The 24,820-nt window shown below is 37.4% G+C and carries 22 protein-coding genes; 5 read left to right on the top strand and 17 right to left on the bottom strand.

Annotated features, from left to right (window positions below):
* Positions 1-35: 35 nt before the first annotated feature.
* From parC to BN986_RS25000, 5 genes are all read right to left on the bottom strand, one after another.
* Positions 36-2,489: a DNA topoisomerase IV subunit A gene (gene parC, locus BN986_RS25020; RefSeq protein ID WP_040985396.1), complete on the bottom strand. Its 2,454-nt coding sequence runs from the start codon at positions 2,487-2,489 to the stop codon at positions 36-38.
* 26 nt (positions 2,490-2,515) lie between these two features.
* Positions 2,516-4,471 (bottom strand): DNA topoisomerase IV subunit B, encoded by a 1,956-nt coding sequence (gene parE / locus BN986_RS25015; protein ID WP_040985394.1) that lies wholly within the window; start codon positions 4,469-4,471, stop codon positions 2,516-2,518.
* Positions 4,472-5,864: 1,393 nt separating this feature from the next.
* On the bottom strand, positions 5,865-6,281 hold the full coding sequence (locus tag BN986_RS25010; protein ID WP_187378620.1) for a CoA-binding protein: 417 nt from the start codon (positions 6,279-6,281) through the stop codon (positions 5,865-5,867).
* A 45-nt stretch (positions 6,282-6,326) separates the two neighbouring features.
* Positions 6,327-7,850 carry an ABC transporter permease/substrate-binding protein gene (locus BN986_RS25005; protein WP_040985392.1) on the bottom strand — a complete coding sequence of 508 codons (1,524 nt, stop codon included), beginning with the start codon at positions 7,848-7,850 and terminating at the stop codon, positions 6,327-6,329.
* Positions 7,847-8,821 (bottom strand): ABC transporter ATP-binding protein, encoded by a 975-nt coding sequence (locus tag BN986_RS25000; protein ID WP_040985390.1) that lies wholly within the window; start codon positions 8,819-8,821, stop codon positions 7,847-7,849. The genes BN986_RS25005 and BN986_RS25000 overlap by 4 nt, the downstream gene beginning before the upstream one ends.
* Positions 8,822-9,629: 808 nt before the next feature.
* Here BN986_RS25000 and plsY point away from each other — a divergent pair.
* The 4 genes from plsY to BN986_RS24980 all read left to right on the top strand — a co-directional run bounded on the left by plsY (position 9,630) and on the right by BN986_RS24980 (position 11,812).
* A complete protein-coding gene (plsY, locus tag BN986_RS24995; RefSeq protein ID WP_040985388.1) occupies positions 9,630-10,211 on the top strand; it encodes a glycerol-3-phosphate 1-O-acyltransferase PlsY in 582 nt (193 codons plus the stop codon).
* Positions 10,212-10,321: 110 nt separating this feature from the next.
* On the top strand, positions 10,322-11,254 hold the full coding sequence (folE2, locus tag BN986_RS24990) for a GTP cyclohydrolase FolE2 (RefSeq protein WP_040985387.1): 933 nt from the start codon (positions 10,322-10,324) through the stop codon (positions 11,252-11,254).
* 7 nt (positions 11,255-11,261) lie between these two features.
* Positions 11,262-11,498, top strand: a complete 237-nt coding sequence (yidD, locus tag BN986_RS24985) for a membrane protein insertion efficiency factor YidD (RefSeq protein ID WP_040985386.1) — start codon at positions 11,262-11,264, stop codon at positions 11,496-11,498.
* Between the two features lie 14 nt (positions 11,499-11,512).
* The gene (locus BN986_RS24980) at positions 11,513-11,812 is read left to right on the top strand and encodes a HesB/YadR/YfhF family protein (protein ID WP_040985385.1); all 300 of its coding nucleotides are present in this window, start codon (positions 11,513-11,515) and stop codon (positions 11,810-11,812) included.
* Between the two features lie 55 nt (positions 11,813-11,867).
* Here BN986_RS24980 and BN986_RS24975 read toward each other — a convergent pair whose 3' ends face one another.
* The 5 genes from BN986_RS24975 to BN986_RS24955 form a co-directional block, all read right to left on the bottom strand.
* Positions 11,868-12,164: a hypothetical protein gene (locus BN986_RS24975; RefSeq protein ID WP_040985382.1), complete on the bottom strand. Its 297-nt coding sequence runs from the start codon at positions 12,162-12,164 to the stop codon at positions 11,868-11,870.
* 2 nt (positions 12,165-12,166) lie between these two features.
* Positions 12,167-12,595, bottom strand: a complete 429-nt coding sequence (locus BN986_RS24970) for an acyl-CoA thioesterase (RefSeq protein WP_040985438.1) — start codon at positions 12,593-12,595, stop codon at positions 12,167-12,169.
* Between the two features lie 30 nt (positions 12,596-12,625).
* Positions 12,626-13,228 carry a TlpA family protein disulfide reductase gene (locus tag BN986_RS24965; protein ID WP_040985380.1) on the bottom strand — a complete coding sequence of 201 codons (603 nt, stop codon included), beginning with the start codon at positions 13,226-13,228 and terminating at the stop codon, positions 12,626-12,628.
* A 162-nt stretch (positions 13,229-13,390) separates the two neighbouring features.
* Positions 13,391-16,102: an aconitate hydratase AcnA gene (gene acnA / locus BN986_RS24960; RefSeq protein ID WP_040985378.1), complete on the bottom strand. Its 2,712-nt coding sequence runs from the start codon at positions 16,100-16,102 to the stop codon at positions 13,391-13,393.
* 461 nt (positions 16,103-16,563) lie between these two features.
* Complete coding sequence (locus BN986_RS24955; protein ID WP_040985376.1) at positions 16,564-17,691, bottom strand: ATP-binding protein; 1,128 nt, start codon at positions 17,689-17,691, stop codon at positions 16,564-16,566.
* Between the two features lie 225 nt (positions 17,692-17,916).
* Here BN986_RS24955 and BN986_RS24950 point away from each other — a divergent pair, with 225 nt between their 5' ends.
* Complete coding sequence (locus BN986_RS24950) at positions 17,917-18,390, top strand: DUF2621 family protein (protein ID WP_040985374.1); 474 nt, start codon at positions 17,917-17,919, stop codon at positions 18,388-18,390.
* Between the two features lie 251 nt (positions 18,391-18,641).
* On the opposite strand, the gene BN986_RS24945 is transcribed toward BN986_RS24950, so the two are convergent.
* From BN986_RS24945 to BN986_RS24915, 7 genes are all read right to left on the bottom strand, one after another.
* Positions 18,642-19,109, bottom strand: coding sequence for a CcdC family protein (locus BN986_RS24945; protein ID WP_040985372.1), 468 nt, complete (start codon positions 19,107-19,109; stop codon positions 18,642-18,644).
* A 492-nt stretch (positions 19,110-19,601) separates the two neighbouring features.
* Positions 19,602-20,306 (bottom strand): cytochrome c biogenesis CcdA family protein, encoded by a 705-nt coding sequence (locus BN986_RS24940; protein WP_040985369.1) that lies wholly within the window; start codon positions 20,304-20,306, stop codon positions 19,602-19,604.
* A 272-nt stretch (positions 20,307-20,578) separates the two neighbouring features.
* Entirely contained in the window at positions 20,579-20,806 is a 228-nt protein-coding gene (locus BN986_RS24935) for a YneF family protein (RefSeq protein WP_040985367.1), read from the bottom strand.
* Between the two features lie 47 nt (positions 20,807-20,853).
* Entirely contained in the window at positions 20,854-21,312 is a 459-nt protein-coding gene (gene sirA / locus BN986_RS24930) for a sporulation inhibitor of replication protein SirA (protein ID WP_040985365.1), read from the bottom strand.
* Positions 21,313-21,458: 146 nt separating this feature from the next.
* Positions 21,459-23,459 carry a transketolase gene (gene tkt, locus BN986_RS24925; protein ID WP_040985363.1) on the bottom strand — a complete coding sequence of 667 codons (2,001 nt, stop codon included), beginning with the start codon at positions 23,457-23,459 and terminating at the stop codon, positions 21,459-21,461.
* 93 nt (positions 23,460-23,552) lie between these two features.
* Entirely contained in the window at positions 23,553-23,786 is a 234-nt protein-coding gene (locus BN986_RS24920) for a DUF896 domain-containing protein (RefSeq protein WP_040985361.1), read from the bottom strand.
* A 188-nt stretch (positions 23,787-23,974) separates the two neighbouring features.
* Positions 23,975-24,625 (bottom strand): YneB family resolvase-like protein, encoded by a 651-nt coding sequence (locus tag BN986_RS24915; RefSeq protein WP_040985360.1) that lies wholly within the window; start codon positions 24,623-24,625, stop codon positions 23,975-23,977.
* Positions 24,626-24,820 lie beyond the last annotated feature (195 nt).

Raw genomic sequence — 24,820 nt, 5'->3', positions numbered from 1 at the left:
ATGCTTTTGGCACGTTAAGGAGATAATATTAACTTCTACGATTCCTCATCATTCGTTTCAAACGGTTTTTCATAGGTTGTTTCTTGATATACCTCAATTACTTCCTGATCAGCATCTATCATAAATGAACCATTACTATACCGGTCAGAGACAGGAAGCTCTATAGGATTTATGCGTTGCACCTCTCCATTTTTCGTTTTATAGCTAATCATTTCCTGATTATTTACCATAAAGAATCCTTGAATCCGATGCGGTTTTTTCTTTAATTCCTTCAGCATAATTAATCCCCGTTTTGCCCGGCTTGCTTTTTCAAAGGATTTTAACTTCATGCGTTTACATGCCCCGCGTTGCGTCATAACAAATAAATCTTTTGGTGTTTCTGGATCAAACACTTGTCCATTTACAACGAAATCATCATCTTTCAAGGCGATCGACTTCACCCCGGCTGCTCTTTGGCCGACAATCGATACTTCTGCTTCTTCATACCATAACCCATAGCCTTTATTTGTTGTAATAAATATATCCTTCTGACCATCAGTACGACTGATTTGGACCAGTTCATCATCATTTTTCAGATTAAGAGCAATTAATGCTTTTCCACGACGCTGTGCTTCATAAAGCTGGAACTCACTCCGTTTAACCATGCCGTTTCGTGTAAAGAACATTAAGAAACCTTCCTCTTCCTTAAAGTCACGGACAGGAATCACTTTAATCAAATATTCTTCTTTTTCCAATGGAACTATATGCGAAATATGCTGCCCCATATCCTTCCAACGAATATCAGGGAGTTCATGAACAGCACACAAAATATACCTTCCTTTGTTCGTAAACAACATAATGTTATCCGTTGTATTAACTTCGAGCAGACTTATTGGATGATCATCGTCCTTCAGCGGCAAATCTTCACTGTTAGAAGCTGCATAAGACCTTAGGCTGGTCCGTTTTACATAGCCGTCTCTAGTAACTGAAACCAATACATCTTCACTTGCTACGGTTACTTCAATATTAATTTTCAGCTCTTCTACTTTATCCTCAATATGCGTGCGACGGGCATCCGTAAATTTTTTCTTAATTTGCTTTAAGTCATTCTTAATAGTTTGCAGCAATTTCTTTTCGCTATCTAAAATAGCTGCAAGCTTTTCCATTTGTTTTCGTAACTCACTTGCTTCTTCCTCTAATTGAACAATATCTGTATTAGTTAATCGATAAAGCTGTAACGTAACAATCGCTTCTGCTTGAGGCTCTGTAAAACCGTACTTTTCCATGATCTGATTTTTGGCATCAGCCTTATCTTTTGATGCACGGATGGTCGCAATTAACTCATCTAAAATGGAAATTGCTTTGATTAAACCTTCCACAATATGCGCTCGCTTTTTAGCCTTATTTAAGTCAAATCGTGTCTGGTTTGTTACAACTTCACGCTGATGACTGACATACGCATCAAGAAGCTGCGGCAAAGATAAAAGGGTCGGTGTCTTATCTTTGATAGCAACCATATTGAAATGATACGTAATCTGTAAGTCTGTATTTTTATATAAGAAATTTAAAATACCTTCACTATTCGCATCCTTTTTCAATTCAACAACAATACGTAAGCCAGTCCGGTCTGTTTCATCACGTACTTCCGCGATTCCCTCAACCTTCCTGTCAATACGAAGTTCGTCCATTTTTTTTACCATTGCTGCTTTGTTGACTTCATAGGGAACTTCTGTAACAACGATTTGTTCACGGTTTCCTTTTAATGTTTCGATTGCTGCCTTTCCACGAACGACAACTTTTCCTTTTCCAGTTTCATAAGCTTTTTTAATTCCTTCAATGCCTTGGATGATACCACCAGTAGGGAAATCAGGTCCTTTCAGCACACGCATTAAATCATCTACACTGGATTCCGGTTTATCGATCCGCATGATCACTGCATCGATTACTTCACCTAAATTATGAGGAGGAATATCTGTCGCATAACCAGCGGAGATACCTGTAGAACCATTTACGAGCAAATTAGGAAATTTTGCAGGTAATACAACAGGCTCATCGGTTGTTTCATCAAAGTTAGGAATGTATTCAACGGTCTCTTTATCAATATCCCGAAGAAGCTCTGATGCAATTGGAGATAATCTTGCTTCTGTATAACGCATTGCTGCTGGAGGGTCTCCGTCAATACTGCCATTATTCCCGTGCATTTCAATCAATCTGTTACGCACTTTCCAATCCTGGCTTAAGCGGACCATTGCTTCATAAACAGAAGAATCACCATGCGGGTGATAGTTACCAATTACGGTTCCTACTGTTTTCGCAGCCTTTCTGAAATTCTTCTCATGCGTATTTCTTTCTACATGCATAGCATACAGTATACGTCGTTGGACAGGCTTCAAACCATCTCTGGCATCCGGAAGCGCACGATCTTGAATGATATATTTACTATACCTTCCAAAACGGTCTCCTATGACTTCTTCTAAAGGAAGATCTAAATATTTCTCTGTTTGATCCAAATGGAATCACTCCTTACAATTCCGAACTATTCTTCTTTATGAATATTTTCATTTTCTAAAATGGTTCCGTCTTCTGCCAAACCAAATTTAACATGACCTTCAATCCATTTACGGCGGGGTTCTACCTTATCTCCCATTAATGTTGTTACCCTTCGTTCCGCACGGGCAATATCATCAATAGATACCCGGATAAGTGTACGGGACTCGGGATTCATGGTCGTCTCCCACAATTGATCCGCATTCATCTCGCCAAGACCCTTATAGCGCTGGATGTCATAGCCATTTTTTAACTCTTGCACTGCTTTTTTGAGCTCATTTTCATCCCATGCATAACGTGTTTTTTCTTGTTTCCCTTTCCCTTTAGAGACCTTAAACAACGGCGGAAGTGCAATAAATACTTTCCCCGACTCTACTAAAGGTCGCATATATCGATAGAAAAACGTTAACAACAGAACTTGAATATGTGCTCCGTCCGTATCTGCATCCGTCATAATAATAATTTTGTCATATTGAACATCTTCCATATTAAAATCTCCGCCAACACCGGCACCTATCGTATGAATAATCGTTGAGATTTCTTCATTTTTAAAAACATCCTCAAGCTTTGCTTTTTCCGTATTAATAACCTTTCCTCTAAGCGGCAGCACAGCTTGGAATTTACGGTCACGGCCTTGCTTTGCTGATCCGCCAGCAGAGTCTCCCTCTACAAGATATAGCTCATTCTTCTGTGGATTCTTTGATTGTGCAGGAGTTAGCTTCCCACTTAGCAAAGTATCTTTTCTTTTTCGTTTTTTTCCAGTACGAGCTTCTTCCCGTGCTTTTCTCGCTGCTTCTCGTGCTTCTTTTGCACGGATAGACTTTTTAATCAACAAAGAAGAGGTTTCTGCGTTTTCCTCTAAAAAGTAAGTTAGGTTTTCAGATACAACTGCATCAACTGCTGAACGGGCTTCTGTTGTCCCAAGTTTACCCTTTGTCTGTCCTTCAAATTGCAGCTTATTCTCCGGTACACGGACAGACACTATTGCCGTTAATCCTTCGCGGATATCGGTACCTTCTAAATTTTTATCTTTTTCTTTTAAGAGCCCGACTCTTCTTGCATAATCATTGATCGTACGAGTAATTGCCGTTCTAGCACCAAATTCATGTGTACCACCATCTCTTGTCCGCACATGGTTTACAAAGGAAAGCATATTTTCAGCAAAACCATCATTGAATTGAAAAGCAAATTCAACTTCAATTTCTAATTGTTCTCCTTCAAACGATACAACTGGATGAAGCACGTCCTTTTCTTCATTTAGCCATTCTACAAAAGATTGTAGACCTTCAGGGTATTCATAAATCTGATGCTCTCCATTATGTTCATCTTTCAGTTCAATTTTTAATCCTTTCAGTAAAAAGGCAGATTCTCTTAAACGCTCTGAAATCGTTTCAAAATTAAATACAATTGTCGAGAAGATAGCAGGGTCCGGCTTAAAGTGAATACAGGAGCCTTTTTTTCTCGAAGGTCCTTTATCCTCTAAAGTAGTTGCTGGGTGTCCGCCATTCTCGAAACGCTGTTCATATTTACGTCCATCACGATAAGTGGTTACTGTCAGCCATTCAGACAAAGCATTTACAACAGAAGCACCTACGCCATGCAAACCTCCACTTGTTTTATAGCTTCCTTGACCAAACTTTCCGCCCGCATGCAGGACAGTAAAAATAACCTCTGTGGTCGGTTTTCCGGTCGCATGCATTCCAATCGGCATTCCACGGCCGCTATCCTCTACAGAAATACTGTCATCTTTATGTATGGTTACCGTTATTTGATTGCCGTGACCAGCCAGCGCCTCGTCTACAGCATTATCAACAATTTCATAAACAAGATGATGTAATCCACGAATGTCTGTACTTCCAATATACATTCCTGGTCGTTTACGTACTGCATCCAGTCCTTCCAGCACCTGGATAGAACTATCAGAGTATTGATATTCATTCTCCACGAATCATCTTCTCCCTTCAAAAAATCCTCTACACACATCATAGAACATTCGTTCTTATTTGACAAATAAAAAAATAAAACTTCGCTATTTGTATCAGCTCAACATAAACGTTATTCAATCAAAGACATAGTAAACACGAAGCTTTCTAATCAAAGAACAAAGCATATAACAGCCATCCAGCGGATAACAAATTGATTACAAACTTTGATTCTAAAGCTAAACTGCGATAAAAGTCTATACGTAACCGGGTACTTTATAATTCAAACAGTCATGCTTATATAACGTTTTCTCTATTCCTGTCCCATTTATTTAAAACAGTTCTCCATGCAATAGGTGTTTTGTTCTTCACCCGTCGAATTGGAAAGCAATCCCTCATCTCAATGAGCCCATTATTAGTTGAATGATTCAGAGTTAGCGTCTGCCATCTTCCGTTTAAATAAATTGATTTTCACTCTCTATTTTAAGACATGAGCTTTATAAATGTTACCCTGTGATAAATGAAACCTTGTTTATCCACTATAGAGCAAAGTTTGTTTTGTCGTCTAGTCTAAACATGCTCCCACCTGATAAATCAAATAATTTCTATTAAAAATTATTTTTAAATGGGCTTTATCAAATAAAGGGTATACCCACGATATCAATGTTTACATCATTAATATCTTATTGGAAAAATCATAGAAAAGCAAGGTAATCATTTATTTAATAGTATTAGAGCGTGTTCAAAAAGTTGCTAAAAGAAATAATCAACTAAGGTCACTACGTTCTGAAAGTAAGCCTCGCTTCCTATTATTTCATGTTAATACAACTGCTGAGGAAAAACTCTACGCTTTCCGTGTTTTCTTTAGTTAGATAGTTATTGCTATCTAAGCTCAACTTTCGACTGATCAACTAATCATGACAGCGTGGATAGTTAACATCAGGAATAGCTTTCATGCACAGAAAGTAGTCTTGGCGGGACATTTTACCATGCAGTATGAAAAATATGTTCTATCTGATCAAACATCTATTTGGTGAGCTTTTTTCCACATATAGAACACCTTACTAGCGGAGGCGGACCGTTTTGACTCCTGAGGGATTAGCACCATCTGAAGATCCACTTTTGCCAAGCGCTCTTCTTGGCAAAAGTTAGCTGAAGAGCGTGCCCCTAGGAAAGCAAAACGGTCCGCCGCAGCGGTGCTTTACACTACACCTTCTATTCTTGGTCAAGGAAGTTATCAAAGGAACGATCAACTCCTGTCTCTATGGAAATGAAGTTACTTTTTAATGTGTGAAAGTTGAGATCTAAAGCAAAAAGCCGAGTCTGGCTTGTAGCGCCCGACTCAGCCGTGTAGCTTAGAAAAAGTACGACATCATTTAATGTGCATTTTACTGCTAGTTCAACGGTAATTTTCCTTTATTTTAATAGAACCGCATGTATCACTTTAATGCAAAGGTCCATCACTACTTCAAAATCATGTTCTTTTAAATAATTATAAGCTTCTTCATTTACTATTCCCTGCTGCGCCCAAAACATTTTACAATCTGTTTGTACAGCATCCTTCGCTACATCCGGCAAATGCTCCGGCCGGCGGAAAACATTAATAATATCAATATGCTCTTTGACTTCTGCCAGGGTGTTATAAGCCTTTTCTCCAAGAACCTCATCGACGGTTGGATTGACAGGAATAATCTTATACCCTTCCTCCTGCATTCTTTTTGCAATTTGATAGGATGTTCTGTCTGGATTTGCAGATAAACCTACAACAGCAATTGTCTTCGCGTTCTCCAGAATTTCTTTTAACTTTTCATTGCTGGGATTTTCAATAGCCATGATAATTCCTCCTTTAAAATAAATGTATGGAATTTTTTCCTGCAATTACTCGATAAACCCGTTTTCTTCCAAGTAGTCTCTGGCAACATCCTCTGCAGCTGCATCTTCATAGTCCACTTGGTAATTCATCTCTTGCATTTCCTCATCTGTAATTTGTCCGCTTAATTGATTCAGAATGTCTTCCAGTTCCGGATACTGTTCTAACGTGTCTTCCCGCATTAACGGTGCACCCTGATAGGACGGAAATAAGTTTTCAGAATCTCCCAAGGATACTAACCCTAATTCTACCATATAACTGTCTGTTCCATAAGCGTCAATCACATCCACCTCTCCACTGGCAATCGCTTCTTGACGAAGACCGGGATCCATTGTGTTTACCTCATTAAAGTCCAGATTATAGACATCCTGCATTCCGACATAGCCATCATAGCGGTCATTAAATTCTAATGTGAATCCGGCTGTCATCTGATCTTCAATCGGCTTCAAATCAGAGATATCATCCAGGTTATTTTCTTCTGCAAATGCTTCTGTAACAGCTACCGTATATGCATTATTAAACAACATTGGCTCTAACAGTTCCAAATTATATGCTTCTTTAATGCCATCTCTGGCTTGTACATATACTTCTTCTGCTTCCTTGGATTCCGCCTGTTCATCAAGCAGTGAAACGATAACCGTACCTGTGAATTCCGGGTAAATATCAATGCTTCCTTGCTGCAGCGCATTAAATACCATATCTGTTTTTCCAAGATTCGGTTCTATATCAACGGAAATATCACTTTCTTCTTCTATTAATATTTTATAAAGATTCATAATGATTTCCGGCTCTGCTCCTAATTTTCCCGCAATAACAATATCCCCTTTTTGATTGCTTGGAATCATAAACGGAATGGTCGCAACAAGAACAACAATAATCAACATTGCTGTAAATGCTTTGATGCCGTAATTTTTAGAGAGCTTTTCAAATAAACGCAGAATAAAATCAAGAATAATAGCTAATAAAGCAGCTGGTATCGCACCTAATAACACAAGTGGAATATCTCCGCCACGGTCTAAACCAAGTAAAATGATATCTCCGAGTCCACCTGCACCGATTAAAGCTGCAATAGTGGTGGTTCCTACAATAAGAACCATAGAGGTACGAATACCTGCCATAATAACCGGCATCGCAATCGGCAGCTCTACCTTCATTAATTGCTTTTTAGTATTCATCCCCATACCTCTGGCAGCTTCCCGTAATGCTGGATTTACTCCATCTATTCCGGTGTATGTATTTCTAAGAATCGGTAACAATCCATAGAGGACAAGCGCAACAATAGCCGGCTGAATGCCAATCCCTAAAAACGGGATTAAAAAGGCTAACACTGCAAGACTTGGTATGGTCTGCAGAACAGCAGATGTGCCAATAATAGGCTCAGCGACACGAGGATACCTTGTCAGTATAATTCCGATTGGCACAGCAATTAAAATGGCAATACCGAGTGAAATCAGAGAAATCTGCAAATGTTCCCAAATAGCCTGAAGGAGCATATCCTGCCGGTTCTGGAACACGTTTATAAATTCCTTCATAATATACTCGCTCCCTCCTTCTCCTGCTGATAGAAGTAATGAAGCAATTCATCTCTTGTCACAATACCAACGATTTTTTGATTGTCATTTACTACTGGAAAATCCGTCTGGTTTGATGACTGGATTAATGCATATGCGTCTTCGATTGTACTTTTTGCAGGAATTGTTACCTGATTCTCTTGCTCCTGTAAAGGAACAGGTTGTACATCTTTTTTCATAACTTCCTGAACGGATTTTAGCCACGGTGACTGCCGGTTTCCAATAAATTCTTCCACAAAATCATTTTGAGGATGTTTCATTAATTGTTCAGGTGAGCCGCATTGAACCACACTTCCTTCTTTCATCAAACAAATCCGGTCACTCATTTTTAAAGCCTCATCCATATCGTGAGTAACGAAAACAACTGTTTTCTTAATTTCTTTTTGTAATTTATCAATATCTATTTGTAACTGTTCCCGGCTAATTGGATCGAGCGCACTAAATGGTTCATCCATTAATACGATATCAGGGTCTGCAGCTAATGCCCGGATAACGCCAATACGTTGCTGCTGCCCTCCTGAAAGTTCGCTAGGATAACGTTTTTTAAAAATAGATGGATCCATCCCAACCATATCCAATAATTCATCGGCCCGTTTTTCTGTTTTCCCTTTCTTCCATTTCAAGAGCTCTGGAACGACTTGAATATTTTCCTGAACAGTCATATGTGGAAATAAAGCAATCTGCTGTAGAACGTATCCAATATTCCATCGTAATTCATGAATGGAATAGTCACTTACTGGTTTCCCGTCTATGTATATTGTCCCTTCAGATGGATCAATCAGGCGGTTAATCATCTTCATTGTCGTTGTTTTCCCACAGCCGCTGGGGCCAATTAAAGTCATAAATTCGCCCTTCTCAACTGTCAAATTAAATTGCTCGACAGCAGTTGTTCCATCAGGGTATGTTTTTGTAATATCGCTAAATGTAATCATAAATAAAACCTCCTTAAAAAAAGATTCCCGATTGTACGCGTTTAAAACCTCATCATTTCTTTATTTTTATATTTGATAAGTCAACTTTCGCACCTGAGAATAAGCATATATATCTTGCTATTTCACAATGAACATGTTCTTCATTACCATGCTTGCTTTTGGTTTCTACAGCGAATGAAAGAAATAACATTCTGTTGGGTTGGACGAAATAGTATCTCTTTCGCTTGATGACATGATCATTCCTCTATTTCAAATGGTTGGCTTAGCAGTTCGAATCATAAAAGCGTGGATAGTTAACATCAGGAATAGCTTTCATGCTCAAAAAGAAATCATTGCCGAACATTTTTACCATGCACTACATAAAATCTCTTCTGTCTGATCTACCTTTTTTTGTTCAGCTATTCCACGTAGAGAATATCTCACTAGCGGAGGCGGACCGTTTTGACTCCTGTGGGATCAGCACCATCTGAAGATCCACTTTTGCCAAGTGCTCTTCTTGGCAAGAGTTAGCTGAAGAGCGTGCCCCTAGGAAAGCAAAACGGTCCGCCGCAGCGGTGCCTTACAATACATCCTCTATTCTTTATCAAGGGAGTTAACAAAGGAATGATCAACTCCTGTGTCTACGGAAATGGAGTTTCTTTTTAAGGTCCGAAAGTTGAGTGATTAAGTATTAAAAATCGATAAATTTATTAAAAGATAAACTTATATGAGCTTTTCTTATAAAAATTTTGTACTTAAACAGGTTGGTTCATGCTAAAATAGCCATAGGAACATAGAATAAGAATTTGAAAAAGAGAGTTGGGAACGTATGGATTATATTATTTTCGGGATAATTGCATATCTCTTAGGATCCATTCCATTTGCCTTAATCATCGGCAAAATTGGTTACAAAATAGATATTCGTGAACATGGAAGTGGTAATCTCGGCGCAACCAATGCCTTTCGTGTACTTGGGATAAAAGCAGGAAGCATCGTTGTCCTCGGTGACATTTTAAAGGGAACTCTAGCTGCTTTATTGCCTCAATTATTCGATGCCAATGCGTATCCTTTAATTATTGGTATTATAGCTGTTTTAGGTCATACTTATCCGGTTTTTGCTAAATTTAAAGGTGGCAAAGCTGTTGCAACATCAGGCGGGATGATTCTAGGAATTAATCCTATCCTATTTATTATCATGGTTGCAACATTTTTACTGTCATTATATATATCTAAATATGTTTCCCTTTCTTCCATGATAACGGGGGTTGTTGCCTTTTTTGCGTCATTATTTTTCCAGAATACCGGATTGACAATTGTTATCTTTATATTAACCACTTTTGTAACATATCGACACTGGACGAACATTAAACGAATAAAAAATGGAACAGAGCCTAAAATAACTTGGATGTAGAAGTCCGATAAATTGAATATTTAAATCAAATTCAGTATACTAGTGGCTATAATTAATGACTGTTTAAACATCTCAAAGCTTTCAGATGTTTATCAAGAAAGGACGTTTTTATGCAACAATTAAACACAATTCCATTCAAAAAACTTCCTTCCAAGGAAGAAAGACATAAATTATTCGGTTCTGTGCCTCCGGGTGAAAAGAAAAAACCAACTGAAAAAAATCAAATGGCTGATTTACAAAATGTAAAACGTGATTTTCTGTTTGATTTGGATGTAGTTGGTGTCGCAAATGTAAAATACCCTGTCCGTGTTTTAAGTGGACAAGCACCGTTTGAACAAACAACTGTTGGCACATTCACATTTTCATCCAGCATCCCTGCAAATAGTAAAGGGACAAATATGAGTCGTTTCATGGAGTTATTAGAGCAATATCATCAAAATGGTTTTTCCGTTTCCATTGATGAATTAAAACAGTTTACAAAGGACCTGGCAATAAAGTTGGAGCAGCCAGATGCAACGATTTCCGTGACCTTCCCCTGGTTCTATGAGCGGAAAGCACCGCAGACCTCTGCTGCTGGACTAAATCATGCAGAAGTATCTATTTCTGTACGTTATTCACAACACGGGGATTATCAAATCAATGTTTCTTTGAACATACAAATAACAACATTATGCCCTTGCTCCAAAGAAATCAGTGAATACAGTGCCCACAACCAGCGCGGTAATGTAACAATTGAAACGGAACTGGAGCCAGGTTTTTCAAATACAGACGGGGATTGGAAGGTTCTTTTATTAGAAGCAGCTGAAAGTAATGCGAGTGCAAGGCTTCATCCTATCTTGAAAAGACCGGATGAAAAAATGGTGACAGAATCAGCTTATGAAAACCCTCGATTTGTAGAAGATATGGTCCGTTTAATTGCTGCCGACCTTTATGAGCTACCAGCAGTGATGAAGTTCCATGTAGCATGTCGTAACGAAGAATCGATTCATATGCATGATGCGGTTGCTTCTGTTACCTACGATAAGCGTAACGGACAAGGATGACGATCAAATGAAATATATATTTATTGGGTTGATTCGCTTTTACCAGCTTGCTATCAGTCCATATACACCAGCAACTTGCCGCTTCTATCCAACCTGTTCAGCTTATGGATTAGAAGCATTCCAACGTTTTGGATTTTTTAAAGGTGGAATATTGACTATAAAAAGAATTAGTAAATGTCATCCATTCCATCCAGGTGGAGTAGATTACGTTCCAGAAAAACCGGAAAAGAAAAAGCATCAGTAAAAGGGAGAGATACAATGGATATTACAGTATCAGAACAAGCAGCAAAATGGTATAAAGAAGAGCTAGATTTACAAAACGAAAAGAATGTACGATTCTTTCCTCGATATGGCGGAGTTGGCGGCAGAATTGCTGGTTTTTCACTCGGTATTAAAGCGGAAGCACCCGAGAATGAAATAGCTTCCACATCTGTAGAAGGCATCCGTTTCTTTATTGAAGAATCAGACGACTGGTATTTTGAAGGAGCAAACTTATCTGTTTCTTATGATGATACGAAACAAGAACCAAAAATTGAATATCCAGAGAAAAGTGATTAGTATTGGGTACAAACAAAAAGCGCAGATAAGACAAAATATTTATCTGCGCTTTTCTTTATTTAAATCGTTCTAATTGCTCCAGACGATTTTCTGATTTTAAAATTTTCCATTGATAATCACCAAATAAATCAAAATGTGGGTATTCAGGTTTTAAATCAATCCAGGATTCATCTAAATGATACTTTCTCCCCCACTCCTTCAATTTCTCTATGTCACTGCAGCCTACTTTTGTCACTGTAGTACAGCCAGGAAAACGGTCATCCAGCCAATAGTGCGTGATAAAATCAATTTTACCAGCCTGGACATTTCGCTTCCACTGATTTAATTCTTCTCTTTTTAATCCAAAAGCCATTCCTAATCCTCTTTCCTAAGCTGATTTTGATATACAGCGTGCCAATCAGGAAATTTCCTGCGAATTGATAGTGGCCGAAAGGTGTCCTTGTCTACAATTGTATGGGTGGTTGTTCCTGTAACAGCCACATCTCCTGTTTCCGTTAAAATTTCATAACGGTAAACGGTACGTAAACCATCATAAGCATCCAGCCACGTTTTTACTACTGGTTTTTCCCCATAACGTACAGCGTTTTTATATGAGATCTGTGCATCAATTACTGGAGAAACAACATTATGCTGCTCCATACCTTGATGATAATTAAGCCCTAAAGCCTCTACAAACTTTGTACGTCCGATTTCAAACCATACTAAGTAGTTTGCATGATAAACGACTCCCATCTGGTCGGTTTCCTGATACCTTACTTCTATAGGTGTTTCTGTAACTAGCAAGCTTTCTTCCTCCTCTTCCTTCTCCTTCAATTAATCCATTCCCTGAACCATTTCTTCCATAAACTCGTAGTCCATCGGTCCAATTTTTCTGGGCTGCTGTATGGTACCATCTGTCCCTATAAAATAGGTCGTTGGTGCAGCATAGACAACATAAGGATCAGATAAAGTATCCTCTTTATCCAATGGTACAGTAAAAGTATGTCCGTGCTCCTCAATAAAATCCCCAACATCCGAAAATTGATTTTCATGTGTTGTCATATTAACCGCAACGACTTCGACCTCATCTTGATAGTCCTCATAGAATTCCTGTATTTCAGGCATTTCTTCTATGCAAGGAGGACACCAGGAATACCAGAAATTTAAAATTACTTTCTGCCCTTGCAAATCGGAAAGCCGAAAGTTATCCCCTTCTAACGTCTCCAGTTCAAAGTCGGGAGCTGGTTCCCCGGGTTCTACTCCAGCACTTTCCGCAGGTGCAATCGCAGCACCTTGGCTGGAAGAGCCATCGTCTACAAGAACCGCTTCTTCCTCTTCTTCGGTCGTATTGTCTGCAATCCTATCTTGTACTACATTTGCAATAACAATTCCTACAAGTACTAATAACAAAACAAGTGCAAATATCCGTTTATACAATTGTATCTCCCACCATCCATATTGTTTTCCTTCTTCTATCGTAAAGAGGCACTCACGTTTTGTAAAGGATATAGATCTGAATGAATAGACATAGGAAAAGAGCCTTTGCTTATCAATGAAGCAAAGGCTCTTTTCCACTTATTTAACAAAGCAACAAACTGCTTATGCTTTTACTTTGTCACGTAATACCATACGTAAGATACCGCCATGACGATAGTAATCAATTTCAACATCACTATCAAAACGGGCAACTGCTTTAAAGGTAGTTACTTTTCCATCTTCAGCTGTTGCAGTTACATTGACTAAATCACCAGGTTTTACAGTCTCATCTACTTCTACAGCAAATGTTTCTTTACCAGTTAAACCTAAGCTCTCAGCACTGTCACCTTTTTCAAATTGAAGTGGTAGTACACCCATCATCACAAGGTTAGAACGGTGAATACGTTCAAAACTTTCTGCAATGACTGTTTTAATTCCTAATAGATTCGTACCTTTTGCAGCCCAGTCACGGGATGAGCCCATTCCATAATCTTTTCCGCCGATAACAACAAGACCTGTTCCATCTTGCTGATATTTCATCGCAGCATCATAGATAGGCATAACATCACCAGTTGGCCAGTAAGTCGTATAACCGCCTTCTGTACCTGGAGCTAACAAGTTACGGATACGGATATTTGCAAACGTACCACGCATCATAATTTCATGGTTACCACGGCGGGATCCATAAGAGTTAAAGTTTCTTGGAGAAACACCTTTCTCCTGTAAGAACTTACCTGCTGGCATATCTTTAGCGATAGCACCTGCTGGGGAGATATGGTCTGTTGTTACAGAATCTCCAAACAGGCCGATAGCACGTAATCCGCTAAGCGGTTCAACTGTTCCAGCTTCCGGTGTTAACCCTTCAAAGAATGGAGGATTTTGGATGTAAGTAGAATCCTCATCCCACTCAAATAACGGTTCATCCGTTGTATCAATTTCATTCCACTTTTCGTTAGAACTGAACACATCTTCATATTCTTTACGGAAAATTTCAGGTGTAACTACTCTTTGGACTTCCTCTTTAATTTCTGTAAGAGTTGGCCAAATATCATTCATGTAAACATCGTTACCATCTTTGTCTTTACCGATAGCTTCTTTAACAAGATCAATATCTGTTGTTCCAGCAAGCGCATAAGCAACAACAAGCGGTGGAGAAGCAAGGTAGTTTGCTTTCACCAGCGGATGGATACGACCTTCAAAGTTACGGTTACCAGATAGTACAGAAGATGCGATTAAATCATTCGCTGCAATAGCTTCTTCAATCTCTTCACGTAAAGGACCAGAGTTACCAATACATGTTGTACATCCATAACCTACTAGATTGAAGCCTAATTTATCTAAATACGTTTGTAAACCGGCATCTTCTAAGTAACGTGTAACAACTTTTGAACCTGGTGCTAAAGAAGTTTTTACGTATTCAGGAACTTCTAAGCCTCTTTCAACTGCTTTTTTCGCAACCAGTCCTGCACCTAACATTACATATGGGTTAGATGTATTTGTACAAGATGTAATTGCAGCAATCGCAAGGCTTCCTGTTTTCATAACAGAAGTTTTTCCATTTGGATGATTGATTTCAACCTCTTTATCAAACTCAGATTTATCTAATCCGAATCCTTGGTTGCCCTCTTTTGCAGTGATGGCTTTATTGAATTCTTTCTTCATATCAGAAAGCGCAATTAAATCTTGCGGACGTTTTGGCCCAGAAAGATTCGGCTCTAATTCAGATAAGTTAATTTCAATGACTTTCGTATATTCAGGATCAACGCTGTCTGCATCGTACCATAAATCATTTTCTTTACAGTATTTTTCAACAACATTAATTAATTCATCACTACGTCCCGTTAATTTTAAGTAATCAAGTGTTTCTTGATCAACCGGGAAGAACCCACAAGTAGCACCGTACTCTGGAGCCATATTAGAAATCGTAGCGCGGTCAGCTAATGGCATATCTTTTAGACCCGGACCAAAGTACTCTACAAATTTTCCAACTACATTTTGTTCACGCAACACTTGCGTTACTTTTAATGCAAGGTCAGTCGCTGTTGTACCATTTGGAAAAGAACCAGTGAATTTTACACCAATTACTTCTGGTGCAGGGAAGTAAGAAGGCTGTCCTAGCATACCTGCTTCTGCTTCAATTCCACCAACGCCCCAGCCGAGGATACCAAGCCCATTAATCATGGTTGTATGGGAATCAGTTCCTACAAGCGTATCTGGGAAAGTCTCATAAGACCCGTCTTCATTTTCACGCGCATGTACAACGTCCGCTAAATACTCTAAGTTAACCTGGTGAACAATACCAGTTGCTGGCGGTACTGCACGGTAGTTATTAAATGCTTTCTGAGCCCAGTTCAAGAATTGGTAACGTTCTGCATTACGTTCAAATTCTAATTCCATATTGGCACGCAAAGCATCTGGTGTTCCATATTGGTCAACCTGTACAGAGTGGTCAATAACCAAATCTACTGGAACTTCCGGATTAATTTTATCTGGCTCCCCACCAAGATCAACCATTGCTTTACGTAGAGATGCAAGATCAACCACTGCTGGTACTCCTGTAAAATCCTGAAGAATGACACGGGAAGGTTTAAATGGTACATCCGCCCCTGTTTCCTTATCTGTTCCCCAGTGTGCTAATGATTCAACATGTTCATTTTTAATTTGATGATCATCTTGTTGTCTTAATAATGATTCTAAAAGAACACGGATTGAAAATGGCAAGCGATCTACTTTACCAAACCCGGATTCTTCCAGCGTTTTCAAACGGTAATAATTATACGTTTTACCGTTTAATTCGAACTGCTTTTTTGCATTGTACGCATTTGTGTTCGACATATTGTGTTACCCCTTTCATTTCCTCTCCTTCTTCCGATTAAACAAGAAGGTATTACTTTTTTTAATCAATTCTGCTATTCAAATAAATAGACCGTTCATAATATATAATATAGGAAACTAGCAAATAAAACAAATAATTATTGTTAAATAGTAGATAGTAAAAAGTTATGCCAAGAGATAAATATAACTTATATAATTGCTGAATGATTGATTAAGAAAAGTATCTATTAAATAGAAAAAACACACATTCGCTTCGTCCTTTACCGGCATATGAGTATGCTGACATCGGCATGCTCACAACTATTTTCGGCAGGGCAAGTAAAGCGCAATGGTTTTCGGTGCGACGAGTAATCCCCGTCCCGGTCCCAGGTACGTGGAGGACATAGCCGAAGTTCCTTAAATTCATTGTTTTTATACTTTCCTCTCATGTAAAAAGAACTATAAATTTCGTTAATATACAATTATTCGTCTATTTCCATTTCATTATCAGCTTTAGGAAAAATAATTTCAAATGTACTCCCTTTATGTTCATTATTGTACATATGAAAGTCTGCATCATGATTGTGAAGGATTTTCTTTGTAATTAATAAACCAAGCCCTGTTCCCGATGTTTTTGTTGTAAAAAATGGCTCGCCAAGACGGTGCAATATATCTTCTGGCAATCCGCAGCCTTCATCAATAACAGACAGTCTTACTTTATGCTCTACTTCTTTCGCTTCTACAATTATTTTCCCAGACTGATCCATTGCTTCAATAGCATTTTTCACAAGGTTAATTAGAACTTGTTTAATTTGAGAACGATCACAAAGAATCGATGCATCTGTACTGCTTTGCAGCTGAATTTGAATATTTTTTTGATTTGCTTGTGATTGTAATAATAACTCTACATCCTTCATCATTTTTGTTATTTTTTCTTTAGAACGATTATCAGTTAAGGGCTTTGAAATAAATAATAATTCGGATGTAATTGATTCAATTTTTTCTACTTCTTCAATCATCACATTAAAATATTCTTCCTTATGCTGTGCACCAGCTTGAAGTAGTTGAAGGAAACCCTTTAATGAAGTAAGTGGATTGCGTATTTCGTGAGCTAAACTAGCTGCCAACTGCCCCGCTACATTCATCTTCTCTGAGCGAATCATTAAGTCATCTAATCGAGTATCTTCTGCTTTTTTTTCCAAATAAATCAGAAACCTTTTTTCGACATCGATATCTTGAAAAATATAATTTAATTCACAAGAAAAAGAAAGCTCCTCCCCTTCTTTGGTCGGAATATCGATTAATAGTTTTTTATGTTTCATTTGGTCATCCACTACAGCTTGAGAAATAATCTCCGAATCAATTTCAATCGGAGAATCGACCCATGTTTTTCCGATTATTTCTTTTGGCTCATAGCCTAGTATCCCATATACCGAATCACTAATATATTCTATTTCATTATTTGTATTAATTACAACCACAATTCCTTCTATTTTCTTGCTCAGCCACGATATAATGGCTGCTGAAAGCACTGCATCGGGGTGTAAATTATGACGACTTTCAGAACTTTGTAAGTCACTCGGGTTCTCATTTCTGTGATTTTTATCCATACCCATGCTCCTTTCAGAAGTTATTATAAATAATATGTATGATTATGACGAAACAATTATGAATACTTGTGTATATTTCTTAATAACTTTATAATGTAAAAGTAAGGAATCTTAGCAATGGTTAAATTAATGTTACTACAATTTTCTAAAAAAATAAATTGATTAGTTGATAATAAATTAGCAATATTCGTAATTTTTTCATGTAAAATTAAGGTGAGGTGTACGATGATATCACTGATTATTATAATGTGGGGCTGTTTATTAATTGGTTTGATGGCAATCGGTGGATATTTTATGTTTCGAAAGTTTTTAAAACGGCTGCCTAAGGAGGACGGTCGCTCTATTATGGATTGGGAAGAATATTATTTAGAAAAAACCATACATAAATGGTCTCAGGCCGAAAAGGATTTCTTAGAAGAACTGATTTCTCCTGTGCCGGAATTATTTAGAGATGTTGCTAGACAAAGAATTGCTAGTAAAATTGGAGAATTATCTATTCAAAAAAACGATGAAAAAATTACTCGCTCAACATTGATTGAAGGGTATATTTTAGCAACACCAAAAAGAGATCATAAATTTCTCCGTAAAAAGCTAAAAGAAAAAAATATTGACATTACGCCATATGAACCTTTTTTCCAACAGTCTAAAGATGATTATGAAGAAAATTGGGAAGCAAAATACAAGCAGAAAAAGTCATAGTTTTCCAGATTATGAATGAAATAGTATAGTTGAGATAGGAATCATCTATAATATTTCATTAGTCATAATTAGAAAAAATGTGGTAAAGCGCTCCAATTACTAGCAAAATGCTGACTAAAGGTTCTCACAAATTTTTTGCGGAATGAGTAAGCGTCAACTCTAGTTTCTAGGCATAGGAGCCTTAGTCGAATTCCATTAAGTACGTAGTTTTTATACTTTTATAATGCACAAAAAAAGCAAAGTGCAACACTTTACGCACTTTGCTTTTTTGTTAATTGTAAATACTGATAAAGCATAGCTACTCTCCAAGTACCTATCATCCCTAAGGCAAGTAAGAAGAACATTCCAGAGGTCTCACCTACCGATATGCTTGTACCAATAATGAGTTTAATAATAATCCGAATTACCAATAAGCCAACTAAAATAACCGGAAACATCTTTGAAGGTTTGACATAAATATGATCATCTGAATACTCTAGTTTTGATGTTTTAATCAGAAAGATAGAAAATATCATTCCTACAGCTAATGCTTCTGCAACCTGTAGCCAGCTTATCTGAAACATAGGAAACAAGAACATAAGGGCTCCTGTACTCATGAAAAATGGCGGCAGTATAATGCTTTTTACAGATGCAGGCTTTTTTGATGCACGCATTCGCACAAATATCATCACAATTGCCATAAATGCAAAGACAGCTGTTGTCGCAATTGCTAAGTACATATATAACAACTCTTTTCTTTATACTATGAAAAATAACAGCCACTATTATAATGACTAATATTTCCCCATTGCTCTATAAAACCAAAATTCATTCAATGGGAGTTTTCGACGCACAGTCTTTACGACGGGGCGAGTAATCGCAGCAACGGTTTTAATAGACCGAGTAATCGCAGGTCTCAATGTTGTCAGGTTAATACGACCGCTACGGAAAAACACTAGATAGTTGTTGTTATCTATCTGTAACCAATATAATATTTTAAAAATTCATTAACCTGACAACATTGGTAAGCCCCCCCAGCCCCAGAGCGTCGAGAACTATGTCTGTTGCTTTTCCCCAACTAAATTAGCCTGAGTGATTCAGGGAGTTAGCTCACCTGATCTCCCGCCTAAATAAATTTATTTTCCCTGTTTATTTGGAGGCGGGAGTTTTACGGGCGATTCTCCGTGGTAAAAGCATTTCTTAAATATGAGTTGGCATCGTGTTATTGACATCTAGAATCCAGAAAACCCAAACAAATTTGCTAAAAATGCTGTAACCTTTGTCATCCAATCAAAGAATAATGCGATTCCCATTAAAACCATAATCCATCCGCCAATTTTCACCATTTTTTTACTATGTTTTCTAAACCACTTCAATTTGCCAATGAAGAAAGCGAGCAGTAAGAATGGAATAGCAAAACCTAAAATGTAGCTAATCATCATAACAAGTCCGAGGTTAGGGTTCGTTGCAGCTAATGAGAATACAACCATTAAAATCGGCCCGGTACATGGTGTCCAGCCTAAAGAAAAAGCCATTCCAATAAGAATCGATCCAAAAAAACCAGCTGGACGATTTTTAAAATGAATTTTACGATCCTTCATAAGAAATTCGAAATTTAATACACCTACAATGACCAACCCAAAAAAGATAATTAAAATAGCGCCAACTTGTCTGATAATATCTTGATAGGTCATTAAAAATTCCGATATATATGTTGTCGTAAAACCGATCATCACAAAAATACTTGAAAAACCGATTAGAAAACATACTGTATGTAATATTGCTTTTCGGTCAAGTCGTTTATCGTCTTGATTTACTTCATCCATGCTCATTCCTGTAATATAAGAAAGAAATACTGGATATAGAGGAAGAACACAAGGCGAAATGAATGAAAGAAACCCAGCTGCAAAGGCCAGAAAAATATTAATTTCCTCCATATAACCCCCCCTTAATCAATCATTTCTATTTTAACAGAGATATAAAAAAATAAAAGTTAAAATTATGACAATCTATATACATTTTATGATACAGATTTCAGAAAAATCACTTTGTCTTTTACTATCGTAAATATATTTGAAGCGTCTTGCCTTCATGTATTAAATTAATCCTTCTACTGATTATATTTTCTGTTCCAAATACATTTTCACACCAATAAGAAAAACCACCTTCAAAAAAGTGGTTTTAGTACTTGTCCATAAAATAATCACAATTATTTTCCAGACTGATTCTGGTTATTCATCGCTCGCATCATTTGATTAATTTTCTTCTGTGACGGCTTTTGGCCCATTTGCATCATCAATGTACGAAGCATTTGCTCATTGATCGGCGGATTCTTTTTCAAATAGCTCATCATATATTTTCTGGCAATGAAAAATCCAAGAGCAACACCAGCAATTAAAGCTGCAATTGCAATTAATACTACCCATATCGTACTCATGTTACAAAATTTCCTCCTTCGTGTTGTCTCTAATACAGTATATTAGATTAGAGGAAATTATACAACACTTGACTTTCATCCTTCTGAGCTTTTATCGGCTTTGGAGAAATCCATCCATATTGTGAAGTGTCTTTTCCTTGTACGAAGAAATAAGGATGAATATCTTCTAATACAGGAAAAAGCAGTGACATCGCCGTAACTAAATGATTACATTTTAAAATTAACTCTCCGTTCTCAATGTACAGGCAAAGTGCTTCTTCCCCTTTTTTAACGAGAACTCTATTTCCAATTCTTTTTACATTAATATCAGGCGAAGAAAACGTCTTTAAATGCATCGCAAACTTATAAAAGTGAATTTTTCGCGTTATATATCGAAATTGCTTTCTAATGATAATTTCATCCTTTTTTTCAGCACATTCTAAAAAGAAACGATGTAATAAATCACTCTTATGAAAATAGTTTTTTGCCACATTTTCTTCAATCCAATAAATTGCGTATTCATTCATCACGTATTCCCCCTTTACCTAACAGTATAGAGGAATCTATTTCCGAAAGTTGTCATAATAGAGTGCAAAGAACAACTTCTTTTGTCGAATCAAGAATAAAGAGAGATGATAGACACCTCTCTCTTTCCAGATATAATATACCTTTTTTATTTTGTTACTTCTTCTACTAATTGAACAACGTTATCAACAGTAAATCCATATTTCTCAATTAATAGATCACCATTAGCAGAAGCTCCAAAACGGTCAATTGTAAGTGTCTTACCTTCTAGGCCAACATAGCGATCCCAACCAAATGATGCGGCCATTTCAAGTCCAACTCTGGCAGTTACCTCTTTAGGAAGAACTTCATTTTTATAAGCTTCGTCTTGTGCTTCAAAACGATCCCATGAAGGCATACTTACTACCTGAGCATCAATATTTTTTGCTTTAAGTGCTTCTTGAGCTGCAACAGCTAATTGAACTTCAGAACCAGTAGCTAAAAGAAGTGCATCTGGTGTTTCTTTTTCAGATTTACTTACAATATAAGCACCTTTCTTAACCCCTTCATATGCTAATTCTGCAGTATTAGCTAATGTTGGAAGGTTTTGACGAGTCAATACTAAAGCTGTAGGCTGATTTGTTGATTCTAGAGCCAGTCTCCATGCTGCTTGTACCTCATTGGCATCTGCTGGACGGATTAAAGATAAATGTGGCATTGCACGTAAAGCAGCTAAATGTTCAATTGGTTCATGTGTTGGACCGTCTTCACCAACAGCAATAGAATCATGTGTAAACACATAAGTTACTGGCGCATTCATAATTGATGCAAGGCGAATAGATGGACGTAAATAGTCACTAAATACGAAGAATGTTCCACCGAAGACATTAAGTCCTCCGTGAAGCGCCATACCATTTAATGCTGCTCCCATTGCATGTTCACGTACACCAAACCAAACATTACGTCCGGCATAACCTTCTTTTGTAAAGTCTTCTTCATCATTAATGGTTGTTTTGTTAGAACCAGCAAGGTCCGCACTGCCTCCAAAGAAGTTTGGAATAGTTTTTGCTACTGCATTTAGTACTTGTCCAGAAGATGCACGTGTAGCTAGTTTGGAACCTTCTTCAAAAACTGGTAGACTTTCATGCCAATTTTCAGGAAGTTCTCCATTTAATGCAAGATCAAACTGTTGACCTAACTCTGGATAAGCTTCTTTATAAGCGGAAACAAGTTTATTCCATGCTTCTTCTTTAGCTGATCCATCATCAACAATTTTTTCTTTGAAATCTGCATATACTTCATCAGGTACATGGAAATCATCATGAGTCCATTTATAAGTTTCCTTGGTTAGTTTCACTTCATCTGTTCCAAGTGGAGCTCCATGGGAAGCACTAGAAGCGGATTTATTGGGAGAGCCGTAACCAATAACTGTTTTTACTTCAATTAATGTAGGCTGATCTTTATTTTGCTGCGCGTCTTTAATCGCCTGGCGAATCGCATCGATATCATTTCCGTCATCCACCCGCAATACTTGCCAGCCATATGCTTTAAAGCGTTGTTCTGTATTTTCAGAGAAGGAACGATCTAAATCTCCATCTAATGAAATATCGTTAGAATCATATAGTGCAATAAGCTTACCTAATCCCATGTGACCAGCTAAAGATGCAGCCTCATGAGAAATCCCTTCCATCAGATCTCCATCGCTGACAATAGCGTAAGTATAATGATCAACCACATTATATTCTTCTTTATTATAAGTAGCGCCAAGATGCGCTTCAGCCATTGCCATTCCAACTGACATAGCGATACCTTGTCCTAATGGACCAGTTGTAGCTTCAACCCCGTCAGTATGATGTACTTCTGGATGTCCTGGAGTTTTAGAGTCCCATTGACGGAATTCTTTTAAATCATCAATAGATACTTTATAGCCAGATAAGTGTAACAAACTATAAAGCAACATAGATCCATGACCCGCTGATAATACAAATCGGTCACGATTAAACCATTTTGAATTCTTTGGATTATGGTCCATGAAATCTGTCCAAAGTGTATAAGCCATTGGGGCTGCGCCCATCGGTAAGCCAGGGTGTCCTGAATTTGCTTTTTCAATCGCATCAATGGATAAGGTGCGAATCGTATTAATAGATAGTTCTTCAATTTGTTGTGTCATTATTTTTCTCCTTCCACTTCAAAAACATATTCAATTCCTTATTCTATTTTATAATGAAATCCCATACTATACAAGCTAAGTTAATGTGACGAATTAATGTTTCTTATTACGCTCCTGGTAATCACGAAGTTTTTGTGGGGTTACATCATTACCTTCTGGATCAATTACTGTCATCCCTTTTAAATGATTTTTGAAAGATCCCCGTACATTTGCCAGATATTCTTTACGAAGTTCTTGCTGTTCTTTTTTTTCTTCTTCTGTTAACCCTTCACTTTTTGCTTTATTAGCCAGCACATTTATTCTATCTAATTTGTCTTTAGACAACATAGCTTGTTCCTCCTTCTATTAGAAAAAAATCATATTAGTTGAGTGATTCAAGGAATTAGCGCCCGTTATCTCCCACCTAAATAAATGTATTCTCCCTCTTTATTTGGAAATGGGGGTTTTACAGGCGGTTCTCCGTAAAAAAAACAGGAATTAAAATAACCTTCCTGTTTCTCTATATTACGTCACGATTAATTTTCATTCAAGGAATTAATATATTCCTGATAGCGGCGATGGATGGTTGCCTTTGATGCATTAAATCCGAGTCCTTTTAAAACAGTAGTAATTTCTTGAAACGTTAACTTATTTTGTCGTAATCGAACAATCTCTTCAATTGGGATTTCAGTGCGTTCTCTTCCCGGAGACTGATTGATATGATTTAAATTTTCTTGTGGATTATATCCATTTAATACAGCACGGCGCATTCCTCGTTTTATTTTCATATTATGTAGTTTACGCTGATATTCTTCTACTATACCGACAATATTTAATACCATAGAATCCGCTTCATTCAGCTCAAGTTCACCTTCATGGGTAATCGTATAAATTGGAACATTCATTTTTCGTAACTGATGAAATAAAGCAATTTTTGTATTTCCTCGCCCCAGCCTTGTTTCATCTTGAATACAAAGGCAATCAGCTTCTTGATGGGAAAAATAGTCAAGAAGCTTAAATATACCATCTCTATCTATGTCATAGCCACTGGCCTTTTCCTGAATACAGTCCACTACAGTAAAATGTAAGTTTTCAGCTAGCCTTGTTAATTCCTCATATTGTCTTTGAAGTGATGTTTCTTGTGTTTCTTTTTCTGTACTTACCCGACAATAAATTATCGTTCTCAATGTCTTGTCCTCCAATTATAAACGGTTCTTGTCTACATTTTAAATCGTATTTTTTAAATAATCTAATCTGTCGCGATTATCCTGTCAAGATCTTTTGTTCTTATTCACTCAACTTTCGCACCTAATAAGAAACTTCATTTCCATAGAAGCAGGAGTTGATCGTTTCTCCCCTAAATCATGACAAAAGTGAGAAGG

The organism is Oceanobacillus jeddahensis (genome assembly GCF_000750635.1).
GTDB classification, from domain to species: domain Bacteria; phylum Bacillota; class Bacilli; order Bacillales; family Amphibacillaceae; genus Oceanobacillus; species Oceanobacillus jeddahense.
Note: the sequence above shows the minus strand (reverse complement) of the source record. Positions and strands in the feature narration are given on the sequence as shown.

Coding starts and splice junctions, on each gene's coding strand:
- BN986_RS25010 (WP_187378620.1), bottom strand. CDS start 6,281: ATGGCTATTGAAAATCCCAGCAATGAAAAGTTAAAAGAAATTCTGGAG.
- BN986_RS25005 (WP_040985392.1), bottom strand. CDS start 7,850: ATGAAGGAATTTATAAACGTGTTCCAGAACCGGCAGGATATGCTCCTT.
- BN986_RS25000 (WP_040985390.1), bottom strand. CDS start 8,821: ATGATTACATTTAGCGATATTACAAAAACATACCCTGATGGAACAACT.
- plsY (WP_040985388.1), top strand. CDS start 9,630: ATGGATTATATTATTTTCGGGATAATTGCATATCTCTTAGGATCCATT.
- folE2 (WP_040985387.1), top strand. CDS start 10,322: ATGCAACAATTAAACACAATTCCATTCAAAAAACTTCCTTCCAAGGAA.
- yidD (WP_040985386.1), top strand. CDS start 11,262: ATGAAATATATATTTATTGGGTTGATTCGCTTTTACCAGCTTGCTATC.
- BN986_RS24980 (WP_040985385.1), top strand. CDS start 11,513: ATGGATATTACAGTATCAGAACAAGCAGCAAAATGGTATAAAGAAGAG.
- BN986_RS24975 (WP_040985382.1), bottom strand. CDS start 12,164: ATGGCTTTTGGATTAAAAAGAGAAGAATTAAATCAGTGGAAGCGAAAT.
- acnA (WP_040985378.1), bottom strand. CDS start 16,102: ATGTCGAACACAAATGCGTACAATGCAAAAAAGCAGTTCGAATTAAAC.
- BN986_RS24955 (WP_040985376.1), bottom strand. CDS start 17,691: ATGGATAAAAATCACAGAAATGAGAACCCGAGTGACTTACAAAGTTCT.
- BN986_RS24950 (WP_040985374.1), top strand. CDS start 17,917: ATGATATCACTGATTATTATAATGTGGGGCTGTTTATTAATTGGTTTG.
- BN986_RS24945 (WP_040985372.1), bottom strand. CDS start 19,109: ATGTACTTAGCAATTGCGACAACAGCTGTCTTTGCATTTATGGCAATT.
- BN986_RS24940 (WP_040985369.1), bottom strand. CDS start 20,306: ATGGAGGAAATTAATATTTTTCTGGCCTTTGCAGCTGGGTTTCTTTCA.
- BN986_RS24935 (WP_040985367.1), bottom strand. CDS start 20,806: ATGAGTACGATATGGGTAGTATTAATTGCAATTGCAGCTTTAATTGCT.
- sirA (WP_040985365.1), bottom strand. CDS start 21,312: ATGAATGAATACGCAATTTATTGGATTGAAGAAAATGTGGCAAAAAAC.
- tkt (WP_040985363.1), bottom strand. CDS start 23,459: ATGACACAACAAATTGAAGAACTATCTATTAATACGATTCGCACCTTA.
- BN986_RS24920 (WP_040985361.1), bottom strand. CDS start 23,786: ATGTTGTCTAAAGACAAATTAGATAGAATAAATGTGCTGGCTAATAAA.